The 14,888-nt window shown below is 64.5% G+C and carries 13 protein-coding genes; 8 read left to right on the top strand and 5 right to left on the bottom strand.

The annotated features are described in order from the left end of the window. The first annotated feature begins 28 nt into the window (after positions 1-28). The 3 genes from C8C95_RS09605 (at position 29) to C8C95_RS09595 (ending at position 3,684) form a co-directional block, all read left to right on the top strand. Entirely contained in the window at positions 29-601 is a 573-nt protein-coding gene (locus tag C8C95_RS09605) for a thioredoxin family protein (RefSeq protein WP_056642070.1), read from the top strand. Positions 602-672: 71 nt separating this feature from the next. Continuing rightward, a complete protein-coding gene (locus tag C8C95_RS09600) occupies positions 673-1,995 on the top strand; it encodes a serine hydrolase (protein ID WP_116748431.1) in 1,323 nt (440 codons plus the stop codon). Positions 1,996-2,043: 48 nt separating this feature from the next. After that, entirely contained in the window at positions 2,044-3,684 is a 1,641-nt protein-coding gene (locus tag C8C95_RS09595) for an AMP-binding protein (protein ID WP_116748430.1), read from the top strand. A 70-nt stretch (positions 3,685-3,754) separates the two neighbouring features. On the opposite strand, the gene C8C95_RS09590 is transcribed toward C8C95_RS09595, so the two are convergent. The 5 genes from C8C95_RS09590 to dnaA all read right to left on the bottom strand — a co-directional run bounded on the left by C8C95_RS09590 (position 3,755) and on the right by dnaA (position 10,256). Further along, on the bottom strand, positions 3,755-4,168 hold the full coding sequence (locus C8C95_RS09590) for a YkgJ family cysteine cluster protein (protein ID WP_116748429.1): 414 nt from the start codon (positions 4,166-4,168) through the stop codon (positions 3,755-3,757). Continuing rightward, a complete protein-coding gene (locus C8C95_RS09585) occupies positions 4,165-4,683 on the bottom strand; it encodes a GNAT family N-acetyltransferase (protein WP_116748428.1) in 519 nt (172 codons plus the stop codon). Before C8C95_RS09585 ends, C8C95_RS09590 begins: the two co-directional genes overlap by 4 nt. Positions 4,684-4,782: 99 nt before the next feature. Then, on the bottom strand, positions 4,783-7,401 hold the full coding sequence (gyrB, locus tag C8C95_RS09580; RefSeq protein WP_116748427.1) for a DNA topoisomerase (ATP-hydrolyzing) subunit B: 2,619 nt from the start codon (positions 7,399-7,401) through the stop codon (positions 4,783-4,785). A 155-nt stretch (positions 7,402-7,556) separates the two neighbouring features. Continuing rightward, positions 7,557-8,675, bottom strand: coding sequence for a DNA polymerase III subunit beta (gene dnaN / locus C8C95_RS09575; RefSeq protein ID WP_056056813.1), 1,119 nt, complete (start codon positions 8,673-8,675; stop codon positions 7,557-7,559). Positions 8,676-8,831: 156 nt separating this feature from the next. Next, entirely contained in the window at positions 8,832-10,256 is a 1,425-nt protein-coding gene (gene dnaA, locus C8C95_RS09570) for a chromosomal replication initiator protein DnaA (RefSeq protein WP_116748426.1), read from the bottom strand. A 387-nt stretch (positions 10,257-10,643) separates the two neighbouring features. Here dnaA and rpmH point away from each other — a divergent pair, with 387 nt between their 5' ends. The 5 genes from rpmH (at position 10,644) to mnmE (ending at position 14,867) form a co-directional block, all read left to right on the top strand. After that, entirely contained in the window at positions 10,644-10,778 is a 135-nt protein-coding gene (rpmH, locus tag C8C95_RS09565) for a 50S ribosomal protein L34 (protein WP_005798102.1), read from the top strand. A 73-nt stretch (positions 10,779-10,851) separates the two neighbouring features. Next, entirely contained in the window at positions 10,852-11,355 is a 504-nt protein-coding gene (locus C8C95_RS09560) for a ribonuclease P protein component (protein WP_056742603.1), read from the top strand. Next, positions 11,352-11,645, top strand: coding sequence for a membrane protein insertion efficiency factor YidD (yidD, locus tag C8C95_RS09555; protein ID WP_082522278.1), 294 nt, complete (start codon positions 11,352-11,354; stop codon positions 11,643-11,645). Before C8C95_RS09560 ends, yidD begins: the two co-directional genes overlap by 4 nt. Further along, entirely contained in the window at positions 11,642-13,354 is a 1,713-nt protein-coding gene (gene yidC, locus C8C95_RS09550) for a membrane protein insertase YidC (protein ID WP_116748425.1), read from the top strand. The genes yidD and yidC overlap by 4 nt, the downstream gene beginning before the upstream one ends. Positions 13,355-13,445: 91 nt before the next feature. Then, positions 13,446-14,867: a tRNA uridine-5-carboxymethylaminomethyl(34) synthesis GTPase MnmE gene (mnmE, locus tag C8C95_RS09545; RefSeq protein WP_116748424.1), complete on the top strand. Its 1,422-nt coding sequence runs from the start codon at positions 13,446-13,448 to the stop codon at positions 14,865-14,867. Positions 14,868-14,888: the final 21 nt, after the last annotated feature.

Below are 14,888 nucleotides of genomic sequence, written 5' to 3'. Positions count from 1 at the left end.
ACCCCACCGATTGCAAGGAGCTTTCACCATGACATTGCACCCCTCTTCCCCGCGCTTTTCCGAGCGCCGCGCTTTCCTGGCGTCGATGGCCGCTGCACTGGCGGCCCCTGGCTTGGCGTATGCAGCGGGCCCCGCCAGCCCCGCCGCAGCGTTGCCCGACTTGGGCGCTGCGCCCGAGTTCACCGGCATCGAGCGCTGGCTCAACTCCGAACCGCTGAGCCTGGCGCAGTTGCGTGGCCGCGTGGTGCTTGTGGACTTCTGGACGTACGCCTGCATCAACTGCATCCGCACCCTGCCCCATGTGAACCGCTGGGCCGAGCAATACACGCCCCAGGGGCTCACCGTGGTGGGCGTGCATACGCCAGAGTTTCCGTTCGAGCGCCCGACCGCCAATGTGGAAGCTGCCATGCGCCGCCACGGCGTCAAGCACCCCGTGGCACAGGACAACCGCTACGGCACCTGGAAGGCCTACGGCAACCAGTACTGGCCCGCCACCTACCTCATCGATGCGCAAGGCCGCATTCGCTACAAGCACTTTGGCGAAGGCGAATACGAGCGCACCGAAGGCGTGATTCGCACGCTGCTGGCCGCGCGGGGCTGATCGGCCCGACCGATTCCGTGTCCTTTTTTGTTCTTCCCCATCCCACGTTTCTTGACCGAGGCCTTCTCACCATGCGCTCTTTTCATCGCCACCTCACCCCTTCCTTCACCGCCGTCGCCTTGGCTTGCGCCCTGCTGGGGATTGCGCCTGCCAGCCAGGCCCAGGCTCCGCAGCTGCCACCGCCGGACGCCACCAACCCTGTGACCCTGCAGTTGATGCAGGGCTTCCCCCCGGCGCCCGACAAGGTCGTGCGCCTGGCCAACATCCTCAAGTACCCCAACGTGCGCTGGGCCGCGCAGCACCTGCGCGAACTGGGGCCCACGGCCACCATCTGGCGCGGTGCAGCAGCGCCCAGCGCACTGCCCGCCGCGCCGCGTGCCTTGCCCGACACGCTGGCGTTTGCCGACGACAAGGGCGCGCCCACCACGCTGGCCGACTGGCAGAAAGCCACCTACACCGACGCCCTGCTGGTGCTGCACCGGGGCCGTGTGGTGTATGAGCGTTATCACATCGGCATGCAGCCGCAGCAGCCACATGTGCTGTGGTCCATGAGCAAATCGCTGGTGGGGCTGCTGGTGACCGAACTCATCCAGGAAGGCGCCATCGACCCCAGTGCGCGCATCGTGCGTTACCTGCCCGAGCTGGCCAACAGCGCCTGGGCCGATGCCACCGTGCAGCAGACCCTGGACATGACCACCGGCGTCAAATACGCCGAAGACTTTGCGGACCCCACCTCCGGTGTCTTTCAGTATCTGTCCGCTGCGGGCCTGCAGCCTGCGCGCCCCGGCAGCAACGGGGCCAAGAGCATGGCCGAGCACCTGCCCACCGTGCAGAAGGACGGTGAGCACGGCACCGCGTTTGCCTACAAGTCGGTGGACACGGAAGTGCTGGGCTGGCTGCTGCAGCGCGTGACTGGCAAGAGCTACGCCACGCTGCTGTCCGAGCGCATCTGGTCCAAGCTGGGAACGCAGGAGGACGCGTATGTGTTTGCCGACGCCAACGGCGGCCAGGCCACCAGCGTGGGCGTGAACGCCACCTTGCGTGACCTGGGCCGTCTGGGCGAGATGCTGCGATCCAACGGCCGCTTCAACGGCCAGCAGATCGTCTCGCCCGCCACTATTGCCGAGCTGCGCAAAGGGGCCGACCCCGCCCAGTTCAGCAAGGCCCCGGGCACGGCCATGCGCGCGGGCTACTCGTACCACAACCAGTGGTGGATACCCCACGATGCCGATGGCACCTTTGAAGCCAAGGGACTGATGGGCCAGCACATCCACATCAACCCGGCGGCCGAGCTGGTGGTGGTGAAGTTCTCCACGCACCCCGTGCCCAACACCGCCTTCACCCACGCGCTGGACCGGCAAGCCTTTGCCGCATTGGCCAAGGCCGTGCGCTGAGCCTGCCCGCACGTTGCTGCTTCACCCCCCCACGAGGACCGATTCACCATGTCCCCCCAACCCTGGCTGGCCAGCTATGGCGCCATCCCTGCCCACATCGATCCTGACAGCCATCCCAGCATCGTGCACCTGCTGTGTGCCGCCATGCAGCGGTATGCGCACCGGCCCGCATTCACCTGCCTGGGCCAGACGCTGACCTATGCACATGTGGACCAGCAATCCCGCGCGTTTGCGGCCTACCTGCAGAACGTGCTGCGCGTGCGCAAGGGCGATCGCATCGCCGTGATGTGCCCGAACCTGATGGCGTTTCCCATCGCCATGCTCGGCATTGCGCGCGCGGGCTGTGTGCAGGTGAACGTCAACCCGCTCTACACCCCGCGGGAGCTGGAGCACCAGCTACAGGACGCAGGAGCGAGGGTGATGGTGATCTATGCAGGGTCTACCGCCACCCTGGCCGCCATCCAGGATCGTGTGGAACTGCACAGCATCATCACCGTGGCGCCTGGCGACGGCACCGCAGCCGACCTGCCTGGGCCGCCGGTGGATGCCCACCTGCACACCACCACCTCGTTTGCGCGCGCCCTGGCAGAGGGCGCCACCCTGCCTTTTGCGCCACCTGTGCTGGAGGGGGGCGACCTGCTGTTCCTGCAATACACCGGGGGCACCACGGGCCTGTCCAAGGGCGCCATGCTCACGCACCGCAACCTGGTGGCCAACGTGGAGCAGTTCAAGGCCTTCGTGCCCGATGCCCTGCGCCCCGCACAGGAGGTCGTTGTCACGGCCATTCCGCTGTATCACATCTTCGCGCTCATGGTGAACCTGATCAGCTACTTTGCGGTGGGTGCGCGCAACTGGCTGGTGCCCAACCCGCGCGACCTGGACGGGTTGATCGACGTGTTGAATGCCGCGCGCCCCAGCGTGTTCATGGGGGTCAACACGCTGTACGCCGGGCTGGCGGCGCACCCCGGTACGCAAGGCGTGGATTTCTCCAACCTGCGGCTGGCGGGCGGCGGCGGCGCTGCCATCCTGCCCTCGGTCTCTGCCCGCTGGCAGGCCATCACCGGCCAGTTCATCCGCGAAGGCTACGGCCTGAGCGAGACCAGCCCTGTGGTGGCCTTCAACCCCGCATCGGTCACGGCTTTCAGCGGCAGCACCGGCCTGCCCCTGCCTTCCACCGACGTGCTGCTGCTGGACGACCAAGGCCACCCCGCGCCCCTGGGCCAGCCCGGCGAGGTCTGCGTGAAAGGCCCCCAGGTCATGGGCGGCTACTGGCAGCAGCCCGAGGCCAACGCTGCCGCCTTCACCCCCGACGGCTACTTCCGCACCGGCGACATCGGCCAGCTGGACGAGCGTGGTTTTCTCAAGATCGTGGACCGCAAGAAGGACATGGTCATCGTCTCAGGCTTCAACGTCTTTCCCAACGAAGTCGAAGCCGTGGCCACCGCCTGCCCCGGCGTGCTGGAGTGCGCCTGCATCGGCGTGCCGGACGAGAAGACGGGCGAGGCGCTGCGGCTGTATGTGGTGCGCGCGGCGGGCACTGCGCCGCAGGTGGATGCAGACCACATCGCCGCCCATTGCCGCGCAGCGCTCACTGCCTACAAGGTGCCCCGGCAGATCGTGTTTGTGGAGGCCCTGCCCAAGTCCAGCGTTGGCAAGATCCTGCGCCGCGAGCTGCGCGACATGGCGTGAGTGTGCGGGGTGGCGGTTTCAGAAGACGGCGGGCTTGCGCAGACATGGCGCGCAGACGCCTCTGCGCTTTTCAGCCCCGTCGCTGCAGATCCCGCGCCCCGTAAGCGCAGTAGCCCGGCTTGGGGCTCTTCTTCTGCGGGTGCAGGCGGCAGGTCTCGGGCCGCTTGTCATACACCGTGCACAGCCGCGTCTTGGGGTCAAGAAAATTGCAGTCCCCACTGGCCCGCCGCGCCATCGTGAAGACCGCGTTCTTGTGGTTGAAGTGGTCGATCAGCCGCGCCTTTTGCAGCCGCTTAGCAATGTGGCGGATTTCCTCATGCTCGGCCTCGAACGGGTCCACCAGTTCAAGCCGCACCAGGTCCGACAGCTGCACCTCCAGCGGCATGGTGCAGCAGTTGGCCGCGCAGGTGTCGCACAGGCCAGCGCGGTAGCGGGACCAGGTGTCGAGGCGGTCTACGTCAACGATGGCGATGGGGGATCTCATGGCGCAGTGTTGGACGGCTGCAGGAGCGGCTGCGACTGCGCCGCCAGCGCGTGCAACTCGTCTCCTGTGAGTCGGTAACGGATCCACTCGCTCTGCGGGCGGGCACCCAGGCTGTCATACAGCGCGATGGAAGGTGTATTCCAGTCCAGCACACTCCACTCGAAGCGCCCGCAGTCGTGGTCCACGGCGATGCGTGCGAGTTGCCTCAGCAGCGCCATGCCCGCGCCCTTGCCGCGGTGCTCTGGCGACACGTACAGGTCTTCCAGATACAGACCGTGGCGGCCCTGCCAGGTCGAAAAGTTAAAGAAGTACACCGCGAAGCCCACGGGGGTATCGCCGTCCTGGCAGATCAGGCCATGCACCTTGGGATTGGTGCAGAACAGCGTGCGGTGCACATGTGCGGGTGTGGCCAGCGCCTCCTGCTCAGCCTTCTCATAGATCGCCAGTTCCCGCACGAAGTGCAGGATCAGGTCGGTGTCATCGATGGTTGCGGGACGGATGGCAAGATGGGTCATGCGAAGAAGGTCGGGCAAAGGGCACAAAGGCCACCCGAGGGTGGCCTTCCTGAATGCGCGAGCGGCGGCAGGGCGCGGTGGCGACGATCAAGCGATCGATCAGACGTCAATATTCCCCGCCCGCAGCGCATTGGTTTCAATGAAATCCCGGCGCGGCTCGACCTCATCGCCCATCAGCATCGTGAACACGCGGTCCGCCTCAATCGCGTCGTCGATCTGCACGCGCAGCAGGCGGCGCACGTTCGGGTCCATCGTCGTTTCCCAAAGCTGCTCTGGGTTCATTTCGCCCAGGCCCTTGTAGCGCTGGCGGCTGGTGGTGCGTTCGGCTTCGGCAATCAGCCACTTCATGGCCTGGCGGAAGTCGCCGACCTTTTCTTCCTTCTGCTTGTCGCCTTCGCCACGCATCGCTTTGGCGCCTTCGGCCAGCAGGCCGCGGAAGGTTTCGGCGGCTTCGGCCAGGGCGGCGTAGTCGGCGCCGTGCACAAAGTCTTGCGTGATGACGCTGCTCTTGATGTTGCCGTGGTGGCGGCGGCTGATGCGCAGCAGGGGCTTGTCGGTGCGGGCATCGAATTCGCCGGCCACTTCGGCGGGGGCGCCGGTGGTGTTCAGCTCGCGCAATTTGGCTTGCAGGGCCACGGCGCTGGCTTCGGCATCGGCCACGGAGTCGAGCTTGAGGCTCACGCCATCGGCAATGGCGCGCAGGGCTTCGGCGTCCATGAAGTTGCCCAGGCGGGCGATGACGCTTTCAGCGATCTGGTGCTTGCGCGCCAGTTCGGCCAGGGTCTCGCCCGTCAGGGTTTGCGGGTTGGCGCCGCCGGTGGTCACGCTGGCGTGGTTCAGCGCAATGCGCAGCAGGAAGCCGTCGAGCGCGGGGGCATCCTTCAGGTACAGCTCTTCCTTGCCAGCCTTGACCTTGTACAGCGGTGGCTGCGCGATGTAGATGTGGCCGCGCTCGACCAGTTCGGGCATCTGACGGTAGAAGAAGGTGAGCAGCAGGGTGCGGATGTGGGCGCCGTCCACGTCGGCGTCGGTCATGATGATGATGCGGTGGTAGCGCAGCTTGGCCACGTCAAAGTCGTCGCCACCCGTGGTGCCGCCGGCCTTGCCGATGCCGGTGCCCAGGGCCGTGATCAGCGTCAGGATTTCGTTGCTGGTCAGCAGCTTTTCGTAGCGGGCTTTTTCCACGTTCAGGATCTTGCCGCGCAGGGGCAGGATGGCCTGGAACTTGCGGTCGCGGCCCTGCTTGGCAGAGCCGCCGGCGGAGTCACCCTCCACGATGTAGATCTCGCACAGGGCAGGGTCTTTTTCCTGGCAGTCGGCCAGCTTGCCGGGCAGGCCCATGCCGTCCAGCACGCCCTTGCGGCGGGTCATTTCGCGGGCCTTGCGGGCGGCTTCGCGGGCACGGGCGGCCTCCACGATCTTGCCGCAGATGATCTTGGCGTCGTTGGGCTTTTCTTGCAGGTAGTCGGTGAGCAGCTTGCCCACGATGTCTTCCACCGGCGCGCGCACTTCGCTCGACACCAGCTTGTCCTTGGTCTGGCTGCTGAACTTGGGCTCGGGCACCTTCACGCTGAGCACGCAGCACAGGCCTTCGCGCATGTCGTCGCCGGTGACTTCGACCTTGGCCTTCTTGGCCAGCTCGTTTTCTTCGATGTACTTGTTGATGACGCGGGTCATCGCGGCGCGCAGGCCGGTCAGGTGGGTGCCGCCGTCACGCTGGGGGATGTTGTTGGTGAAGCACAGCACTTGCTCGGTGTACGCGCTGTTCCACTGCATGGCCACTTCCACGCCAATGTGCGTGCCGGGGATGCCACCATACGTTTCTGCCGGGCGCTCGCCTGCGGCGTAGAAAGACGTGGGGTGCAACACCGTCTTGCCCTTGTTGATGAACTCGACAAAGCCGCGCACGCCACCGGCGCCCGAGAAGTCGTCTTCCTTGCCGCTGCGTTCGTCCTTGAGGCGAATGCGCACGCCATTGTTCAAAAACGAGAGTTCGCGCAGGCGCTTGGCCAGGATCTCGTAGTGAAAGTCGTTGTTCTCTTTGAAGATCTCGGTGTCGGGCAAGAAGTGCACTTCGGTGCCGCGCTTTTCGGTCTCGCCGGTCACCTTCATGGGGCTGACTTCAAAGCCGTCCACGGTGGACAGCAGGCGGTCTTGCACAAAGCCGCGTGCAAATTCGATCTGGTGCACCTTGCCTTCGCGCCGAACGGTCAGGCGCAGCCATTTGCTCAATGCGTTCACGCAGCTCACGCCCACGCCGTGCAGGCCGCCCGAGACCTTGTAGCTGTTCTGGTTGAACTTGCCGCCTGCGTGCAGTTCGGTCAGGGCGATTTCTGCGGCACTGCGCTTGGGCTCGTGCTTGTCGTCCATCTTCACGCCGGTGGGAATGCCACGGCCGTTGTCGGTCACGCTGATGGAGTTGTCGGTGTGGATGGTGACGACGATGTCGTCGCAGTGCCCGGCCAGGGCCTCGTCGATGGAGTTGTCGACCACTTCGAACACCAAGTGGTGCAGGCCGGTGCCGTCACTGGTGTCGCCGATGTACATGCCGGGGCGCTTGCGCACGGCTTCCAGGCCTTCGAGGATGGTGATGGCGCCTTCGCCATAGCTTTCGCTGGCGCCGGCCTGGTTGGTGTCGATCTTGTTGACGGTGGGCTCCACATGGCCGGAGACGCCGGAGGATTCGGGCTCGGAGGGAATGTTGTTGTCAACGGTCATGGTGGGCCTTGGGATCCGTGGAAACCGGGGTTTCCAATATGTTCAATGGTCTAATTGGGCGCAAGCGCATATTGAATATGCGCTTGCAGCTATCAATAAAGTAGCGTTCGCGGTGTGGCGCTGCGACTGTGGTGCACGGCGGGTGTCACGCAGCCTCAGATGCGCATGGGCATCACGACGTACTTGAAGCTGTCGTTGTCGGGGATGGTCAGCAGCGCAGAGCTGTTGCCATCCGAAAGCTCCACCTTCACCATGTCCTGGCCCATGTTGGCCAGGGCGTCGATGAGGTAGGTCACGTTGAAGCCGATCTCGATGGTGTCGCCACCGTAGTCGATGTCGAGCTCGTCCACGGCCTCTTCCTGCTCGGCGTTGTTGGACGCCACGCGCAGGGTGCCGGGCTCCAGGTTCAGGCGCACGCCCTTGAACTTGTCGCTGGTCATGATGGCCGTGCGCTGCAGGCTGGCCAGCAGCGGGGCGCGACCCAGGGTGATGCTGTTCTTGTGGTTCTTGGGGATCACGCGGTTGTAGTCGGGGAACTTGCCCTCGACCAGCTTGGTCACGAACTCCATGCCGCCAAAGGTGAACTTGGCTTGGTTGTTGGCGAACTGCATCTCGATGTGGGGCTGGTTCTCGCCACCCGCATCAGACAACAGGCGCTGCAGCTCGATCACGGTCTTGCGCGGCAGGATGACTTCCTGCTTGGGCACTTCAACGTCCAGCGTGGCGCTGGCAAAGGCCAGGCGGTGGCCGTCGGTGGCGACCAGGCTCAGGGTCTTGCCCTCGGCCACGAACAGGATGCCGTTGAGGTAGTAGCGGATGTCCTGCACCGCCATTGCGAACGACACCTGGCCGAGCAGGTCCTTCAGCGTCTTTTGGGGCACGGCGAACACGGGGCCAAAGGCGGCGGATTCCTGCACCAGCGGGAAGTCTTCGGCCGGCAGGCTTTGCAGCGTGAAGCGGCTCTTGCCGCCCTTGAGGATGAGCTTGGACTGGGCCGATTCGAGGCTGACCGTCTGATCACCGGGCATGGTGCGCAGGATGTCGATGAGCTTGCGCGCCCCCACGGTGGTGGTGAAGTCGCCGGTGTCGCCACCCAGTTCGGCTGTGGTGCGGATCTGGATTTCGAGGTCGCTGGTCGTCAGCTGCAGGGCATTGCCCGTCTTGCGGATCAGCACATTGGCCAGGATGGGCAGCGTGTGGCGGCGCTCCACGATGCCAGCCACGGACTGCAGAACCGCGAGAACCTTGTCTTGTGTTGCCTTCAGGACGATCATGTCATCAACCTCTTGTGGTTTTGGGACGGTGCGTGGACAGCGGCACAGGTCATGCCTCCCCCTGCTATCTATAACCCGCCATTTTGCCCCTTAACGGGGTCGCTTCTTCGTGGGGCTGCCCGACGGGCGTTTCCCGCTGGTTATCTACCCTTGGCGCTACCCTTTGAGCGTCTGCTCCAGCACGTGCAGCTGCTGGTTCAACTCGGTCAGCTGCTGGCGTTCGCCCGCAATCTTGCGCACAGCATGCAAAACCGTGGTGTGGTCGCGCCCGCCAAACAATTCTCCGATCTCGGGAAGGCTCTTTTGCGTCAGCTCCTTGGCCAGGTACATCGCAATCTGGCGCGGGCGGGCAATGCTGGCCGGGCGCTTCTTGCTGTACATGTCGGCGACCTTGATCTTGTAGTAGTCGGCCACCGTCTTCTGGATGTTTTCCACAGAAATCTGCCGGTTCTGGATGGACAGCAGATCACGCAGCGCCTCGCGGGCGAGCTGGATCGAAATCTCTTTCTGGTTGAAACGCGAGTACGCCAGGATCTTGCGCAGCGCGCCTTCGAGCTCGCGCACGTTGGAGCGCACGTTTTTGGCCACGAAAAAGGCGACTTCCTCGGGCATCTCAGTGCCTTCGACGCGCGCCTTGTTGATCAGAATGGCCACGCGCATTTCCAGCTCGGGCGGCTCGATGGCCACCGTCAGGCCCGAGTCGAAGCGCGACACCAGCCGCTCGTGGATGTTGGCCAGACCCTTCGGATACGTGTCCGACGTCATCACGATGTGCGACTTCTTGGCCAGCAGGGCCTCGAACGCGTTGAAGAATTCTTCCTGCGTGCGGTCCTTGTTGGCGAAGAACTGCACATCGTCGATGAGCAGCAGGTCGAGCGAGTGGTAGCGCTCCTTGAACTCGTCGAAGGTGCGGCGCTGGTAGGCCTTAACCACATCCGACACAAACTGCTCGGCGTGGATGTAGAGAACTTTGGCGTCGGGCTTGTCCTGCAGCAGGCGGTTACCCACAGCGTGCACCAGGTGGGTCTTGCCCAGGCCCACGCCGCCGTAGATGAACAGCGGGTTGTACAGGTGGCCGGGCATGCCCGCCACGTGCATGGCCGCCGAGCGTGCCATGCGGTTGGCCGTGCCTTCCACCAGCGTCTCGAACGTGAGGGCGGCGTTCAGCCGATTGCGGAACGCGCCCGCCGTGGCGTCGTCACTGCTGCTGGACGGGGCTTCGGCCGGTGCTGCGGGGCTGGCGGGTTCTTGCGCAGTGGGCCGCACATAAGTACGGGCAACGGATTCGCGCTGAGCGAGCGCTAACTCCAGCGTGACCGGCTGGCCGTACAGGCCTTCGAGCAGCGCGGCAATGCGGCCTGCGTATTGGGCACGGATCCAGTCGAGCTTGAAGCGGTTGCCCACGAGCAGCGTGACTTTGGAGAAGTCTTCAGCCACTTGGGCCACCAGGGGCTTGATCCAGGTGTTGAATTGTTGTTCTGGCAGGTCTTGTGCCAGTTGCTCAACGCAGGCTTGCCACAGGCCCTGACCGGCATCTGAGCCGGGCGAATTGATAGGGCTGCGGGTGGGTTCCTCGGTCATTTCTGGGGAATTCTTATTGTGGATAGGAGGAACGGGGTAAGGCGGTGGATTGTAGCTTGTCAAGGAGTTATCCACAATTTGAAGGCGGCTGTCATCCGGGGGAATCCGGGGTTGCCATGCGGGGAAGAAGTGGCCTGAAAGGGTCGGGCGCTGCAGCCTCTGCGACGCGCTGGTAAAGGCCTGTCCATCGAAAGGCATTGCCAGTCGGCCACAAGCCTGCGATAATTTTGGGTTTCCCTGAATGTGTTCAGGGTGATTTGACCCGGCGCGCCGTTATTTCTGCCCCGTGGGTCTGCCTCCAGGCGATGTTTCATACATTGTGTGGGTGTGCAGATTGCAGGGGGTTCAAGAGCAGCAGTCCGGAACTGAACCTCAAGGAATAGCACCATGAAACGTACTTACCAGCCCTCCAAGACGCGCCGCGCGCGCACCCACGGTTTCCTCGTCCGCATGAAGACCCGCGGCGGCCGTGCCGTTATCAACGCACGCCGCGCCAAGGGCCGCAAGCGCCTGGCCGTCTAAGGCCGATACGGTCTACGGCCTGCTCCCCGCCTGTTCCCGGTTTGTACCGCCAGGTTCCAAACGGGGCGCTTGCATGCACAGGCTAAAAACCCGGCCGCAGTTCCAGGCTGCAATGGCGGGGGGCACTGTCTCCCGCACGGCGCATTTTGCGTTGCACCGTTTGGCACTGGATGCCAACAGCACCGCAGTTGCCAGCCAAGCCGCCACTGTTGCACCTACAGGGCCCGGCTCCTTGCCGCACACGCAAGGGCCGCAGGCCCTGTTTGTCGTTCAGGGCGTCTGGATGGGTGCCATGGTGCCCAAGCGCTGGGCGCGCCGCGCCGTGACGCGCAACACCATCAAGCGGCAGATCTACACCGTGGGCGCCACGTTTGAGGCGCGTTTGCCGCAGGCCGCCCATGTGGTGCGCCTGCGCTCGGCGTTTGATCGCAAGCAGTTCGTGAGCGCCACGTCCGACCAGCTCAAACAGGCGGTACGCGCGGAGCTGCTGCAGCTGTTCGGATATGCCACCCGGCATTCGGGCGCAGCGGTTGCTGCGCCTGTGCCGCCGGTGGCAGAGCCGGTGACTGCCCCATGATGCAGCGCCTACTGATCGGCGTGGTCAAAGGCTATCGGCTGTTTCTCAGCCCATGGCTGGGTTCGGCCTGCCGCTTTGAGCCGACCTGCTCGGTCTATTCGCTGCAGGCGCTGGAGCAGCACGGCGCTGCAGCAGGCAGTTATCTGACGGTGCGCAGGCTGGTACGCTGCCACCCCTGGTGTGACGGGGGCCATGATCCGGTTCCGCAAGATCTGCCGCGCAGCCTGCGGCTTTTCTCCAGGCTCACCCCTTCCACCACTCCCCCATCCTCACCAAAGAAGTCTTCATGAACGACATTCGCCGCACCATCCTGTGGGTGATTTTTGGCTTTTCCATGGTTCTGCTGTGGGACAAGTGGCAGCTGCACAACGGTAACAAGGCCACCTTTTTCCCGACCACGCCCGCTGTGACAGCGCCTGCTGCTGCCGCAGGCGCGGCCTCCGGTGCGACCGGGGCCGCCAGCGTGCCAGCCACCAGCGTGCCCGCTGCTACTGCGGCCGCGCAGGGCGCAGCAGCGGTGCCCGGTCAGCCCGCAGCAGCGGCTGCGCCTGCCAAACGCGAACGCATTGAGGTCAAGACCGACCTGTATCGCCTGGTGTTCGACAGCGAAGGCGGCTCGCTCACGCAGGCCGAGCTGCTCAAACACGCCGACATGACCGACAAGGCCCGCAACTTCCTGTTGCTGGATGAAAGCGCGCAGCGCGTCTACGTGGCGCAGACCGGCCTGGTGGGCGGCACTTTCCCCACGCACAAGACGGTGATGACGGCCGTTCCCGGCCCGCGCGAACTCAAGGACGGTGAAGACTCCATGAGCATCCGCTTCGAGTCGCCCGACCAGGGCGGCGTGAAGCTGGTCAAGACCTGGACCATCAAACGCGGCGCTTACGACATCGCCGTCAAGCACGACATCGTCAACACCGGCAGCGCCGCTGTATCGCCCCAGCTGTATCTGCAACTGGTGCGCGACGGCAACAAGCCGCCAGGCGAGTCGTCGTTCTACTCCACCTTCACCGGCCCAGCGGTTTACACCGAAGCTAAGAAGTACCAGAAGATCGAGTTCAAGGACATCGAAAGCGGCAAAGTCGACATTCCCAAGGACTCGGCCAATGGCTATGTCGCCATGGTGCAGCACTATTTCGCCACCGCATGGCTGCTGGCCGACGGCGTGCAGCGCGAGCCCTTCACCCGCAAGGTGGACACCAACCTGTACTCCGTGGGCATGCTGACCTCCCTCGGCACCATCGAGCCGGGCGCCACCAAGACCATCGACGCGCGCCTGTTCGCCGGCCCGCAGGTCGAGACCATGATGGAAAAGCTGTACCCCGGCCTGGAACTGGTCAAGGACTACGGCTGGCTCACCATCCTGTCCAAGCCGCTGTACTGGCTGCTCGACAACCTGCACAAGCTCCTGAACAACTGGGGCTGGTCCATCGTTGCGCTGGTGCTGCTGCTCAAGATCGCGTTCTACTGGCTCAATGCCAAGGCCTACGCCAGCATGGCCAAGATGAAGGCCATCAACCCCAAGATCATGGAGATGCGCGAACGCCTGAAGGACAAGCCGCAGCAGATGCAGCAGGAGATGATGCGCATCTACCGCGAGGAAAAGGTCAACCCGATGGGCGGCTGCTTCCCTATCATGATCCAGATCCCGGTGTTCATTGCGCTGTACTGGGTGCTGCTGTCCAGCGTCGAGATGCGCAATGCGCCCTGGATCGGCTGGATCCACGACCTCTCCGCGCCTGACCCATTCTTCATCCTGCCCTTGCTGATGACGGCCAGCTCGCTGCTGCAGACCGCCCTGAACCCCGCGCCACCAGACCCGATGCAGGCCAAGATGATGTGGTTCATGCCGCTGATCTTCAGCGTGATGTTCTTCTTCTTCCCAGCCGGCCTGGTGCTGTACTGGCTGACGAACAACATCCTGTCGATTGCGCAGCAGTGGATCATCAACACCCGCATGGGCGTGCCACCGCAGTTCAATCTGCCCAAGTTCAAGTGATGCGGCAGCGGCAACGCTGACATCCACGAACTGACCCCTCAAAGGCCGCGCAAGCGGCCTTTTTTCTGTCCACCTTGTAAAGTCCCTGCCCATGCTCGCCCGCCACCACGACCCCATCGTTGCCATCGCCACTGCCCCCGGGCGCGGGGCCGTCGGTATCGTGCGGGTGTCGGGCAAAGGGCTGGAGGCCCTGGTGCAGGCGCTGTGCGGCCGCACCCTCAAGCCGCGCGAGGCGACGTACTTGCCCTTTCGGGATGCACAGGGCCAGGCCATCGACCAGGGGCTGGCGCTGTACTTCCCCGGACCGCACAGCTACACCGGCGAGGACGTGCTGGAGCTGCAGGCGCATGGGGGCCCGGTGGTGCTGCAGCTGCTGCTGGCGCGCTGTCTGGAGGCGGGGGCTGCCACCCAACCGGCGACCGGCCAGCCCTGCCTGCCGGGCCTGCGCGTGGCCCAACCCGGGGAGTTCACCGAACGGGCTTTCCTGAACGACAAGGTCGACCTGGCCCAGGCCGAGGCGATTGCCGACCTGATCGACGCCAGCACGGAAGCCGCAGCCCGCAGCGCCAGCCGCTCGCTGACCGGCGCGTTTTCTGCAGAAATCCACAGCCTGCGCGACGCGCTTATCCATCTGCGCATGCTGGTGGAGGCCACGCTCGATTTTCCTGAAGAAGAAATCGACTTCTTGCGCAAGGCCGATGCGCATGGACAGCTATCAAATTTGCAGCAAACCCTGGCCTCGGTGATGCAGCGCGCGCGCCAGGGCGCCCTGCTGCGCGAGGGCATCAAAGTGGTGATTGCTGGGCAGCCGAATGCAGGCAAAAGCTCGCTGCTCAATGCGCTGGCGGGGGCCGAGCTCGCCATCGTCACGCCCATCGCGGGCACCACGCGCGACAAGGTGCAGCAGACCATCCAGATCGAGGGGGTGCCCCTGCACATCATCGACACCGCCGGCCTGCGCGACAGCAGCGACGAGGTCGAGCGCATCGGCATCGCCCGCGCCTGGGACGAGATTGCCGGGGCAGACGCCGTGCTGTTCCTGCACGACCTGTCGCGGCAAAGCGCTCCTGAATATGTAGCTGCCGACGCAGATATCGAAAGCGCCTTGGGGCAAAAATTGCCAAAAAACATCCCCGTGATCGATGTCTGGAACAAGCTGGACTGCGCGGCCGGTGTTGCCCCAACAGCCAACCCCGGGCGCCCTGCGGTGCATCTGTCGGCCCGCACCGGTCAGGGGCTGGACGGCTTGCGACGGCTGCTGTTGGACGTGGCGGGCTGGCAGTCGGCACCTGAGGGCATCTACATTGCCCGGGCGCGGCATGTGCAGGCGCTGCAGGCCGTGTCGTTGCACCTGCAGGAAGCTGCCGACCAACTGCAGGCCCAGGGCCCGGCGCTGGACCTGCTGGCCGAGGAGCTGCGGCTGGCGCAGAACGCCCTGAGCGCCATCACCGGCGAGTTCACCTCCGACGACCTGCTCGGCGTGATCTTCTCCAGCTTCTGCATCGGTAAATAGCGACCGTTGGTCGCCCTATCT

Source organism: Acidovorax sp. 99 (assembly GCF_003096455.1).
Taxonomy (GTDB): Bacteria; Pseudomonadota; Gammaproteobacteria; order Burkholderiales; family Burkholderiaceae_C; genus Acidovorax; species Acidovorax delafieldii.
The sequence above is the reverse complement of the archived record's forward strand: the minus strand, read 5'-3'. Positions and strand labels throughout refer to the sequence as shown.

Excerpts from the sequence above, each read along its gene's own strand:
- C8C95_RS09600 (WP_116748431.1), top strand. The coding sequence starts at position 673 with ATGCGCTCTTTTCATCGCCACCTCACCCCTTCCTTCACCGCCGTCGCC.
- yidD (WP_082522278.1), top strand. The coding sequence starts at position 11,352 with ATGATGCAGCGCCTACTGATCGGCGTGGTCAAAGGCTATCGGCTGTTT.
- C8C95_RS09605 (WP_056642070.1), top strand. The coding sequence starts at position 29 with ATGACATTGCACCCCTCTTCCCCGCGCTTTTCCGAGCGCCGCGCTTTC.
- C8C95_RS09585 (WP_116748428.1), bottom strand. The coding sequence starts at position 4,683 with ATGACCCATCTTGCCATCCGTCCCGCAACCATCGATGACACCGACCTG.
- yidC (WP_116748425.1), top strand. The coding sequence starts at position 11,642 with ATGAACGACATTCGCCGCACCATCCTGTGGGTGATTTTTGGCTTTTCC.
- gyrB (WP_116748427.1), bottom strand. The coding sequence starts at position 7,401 with ATGACCGTTGACAACAACATTCCCTCCGAGCCCGAATCCTCCGGCGTC.
- rpmH (WP_005798102.1), top strand. The coding sequence starts at position 10,644 with ATGAAACGTACTTACCAGCCCTCCAAGACGCGCCGCGCGCGCACCCAC.
- C8C95_RS09560 (WP_056742603.1), top strand. The coding sequence starts at position 10,852 with ATGCACAGGCTAAAAACCCGGCCGCAGTTCCAGGCTGCAATGGCGGGG.
- C8C95_RS09595 (WP_116748430.1), top strand. The coding sequence starts at position 2,044 with ATGTCCCCCCAACCCTGGCTGGCCAGCTATGGCGCCATCCCTGCCCAC.
- dnaN (WP_056056813.1), bottom strand. The coding sequence starts at position 8,675 with ATGATCGTCCTGAAGGCAACACAAGACAAGGTTCTCGCGGTTCTGCAG.
- C8C95_RS09590 (WP_116748429.1), bottom strand. The coding sequence starts at position 4,168 with ATGAGATCCCCCATCGCCATCGTTGACGTAGACCGCCTCGACACCTGG.
- dnaA (WP_116748426.1), bottom strand. The coding sequence starts at position 10,256 with ATGACCGAGGAACCCACCCGCAGCCCTATCAATTCGCCCGGCTCAGAT.
- mnmE (WP_116748424.1), top strand. The coding sequence starts at position 13,446 with ATGCTCGCCCGCCACCACGACCCCATCGTTGCCATCGCCACTGCCCCC.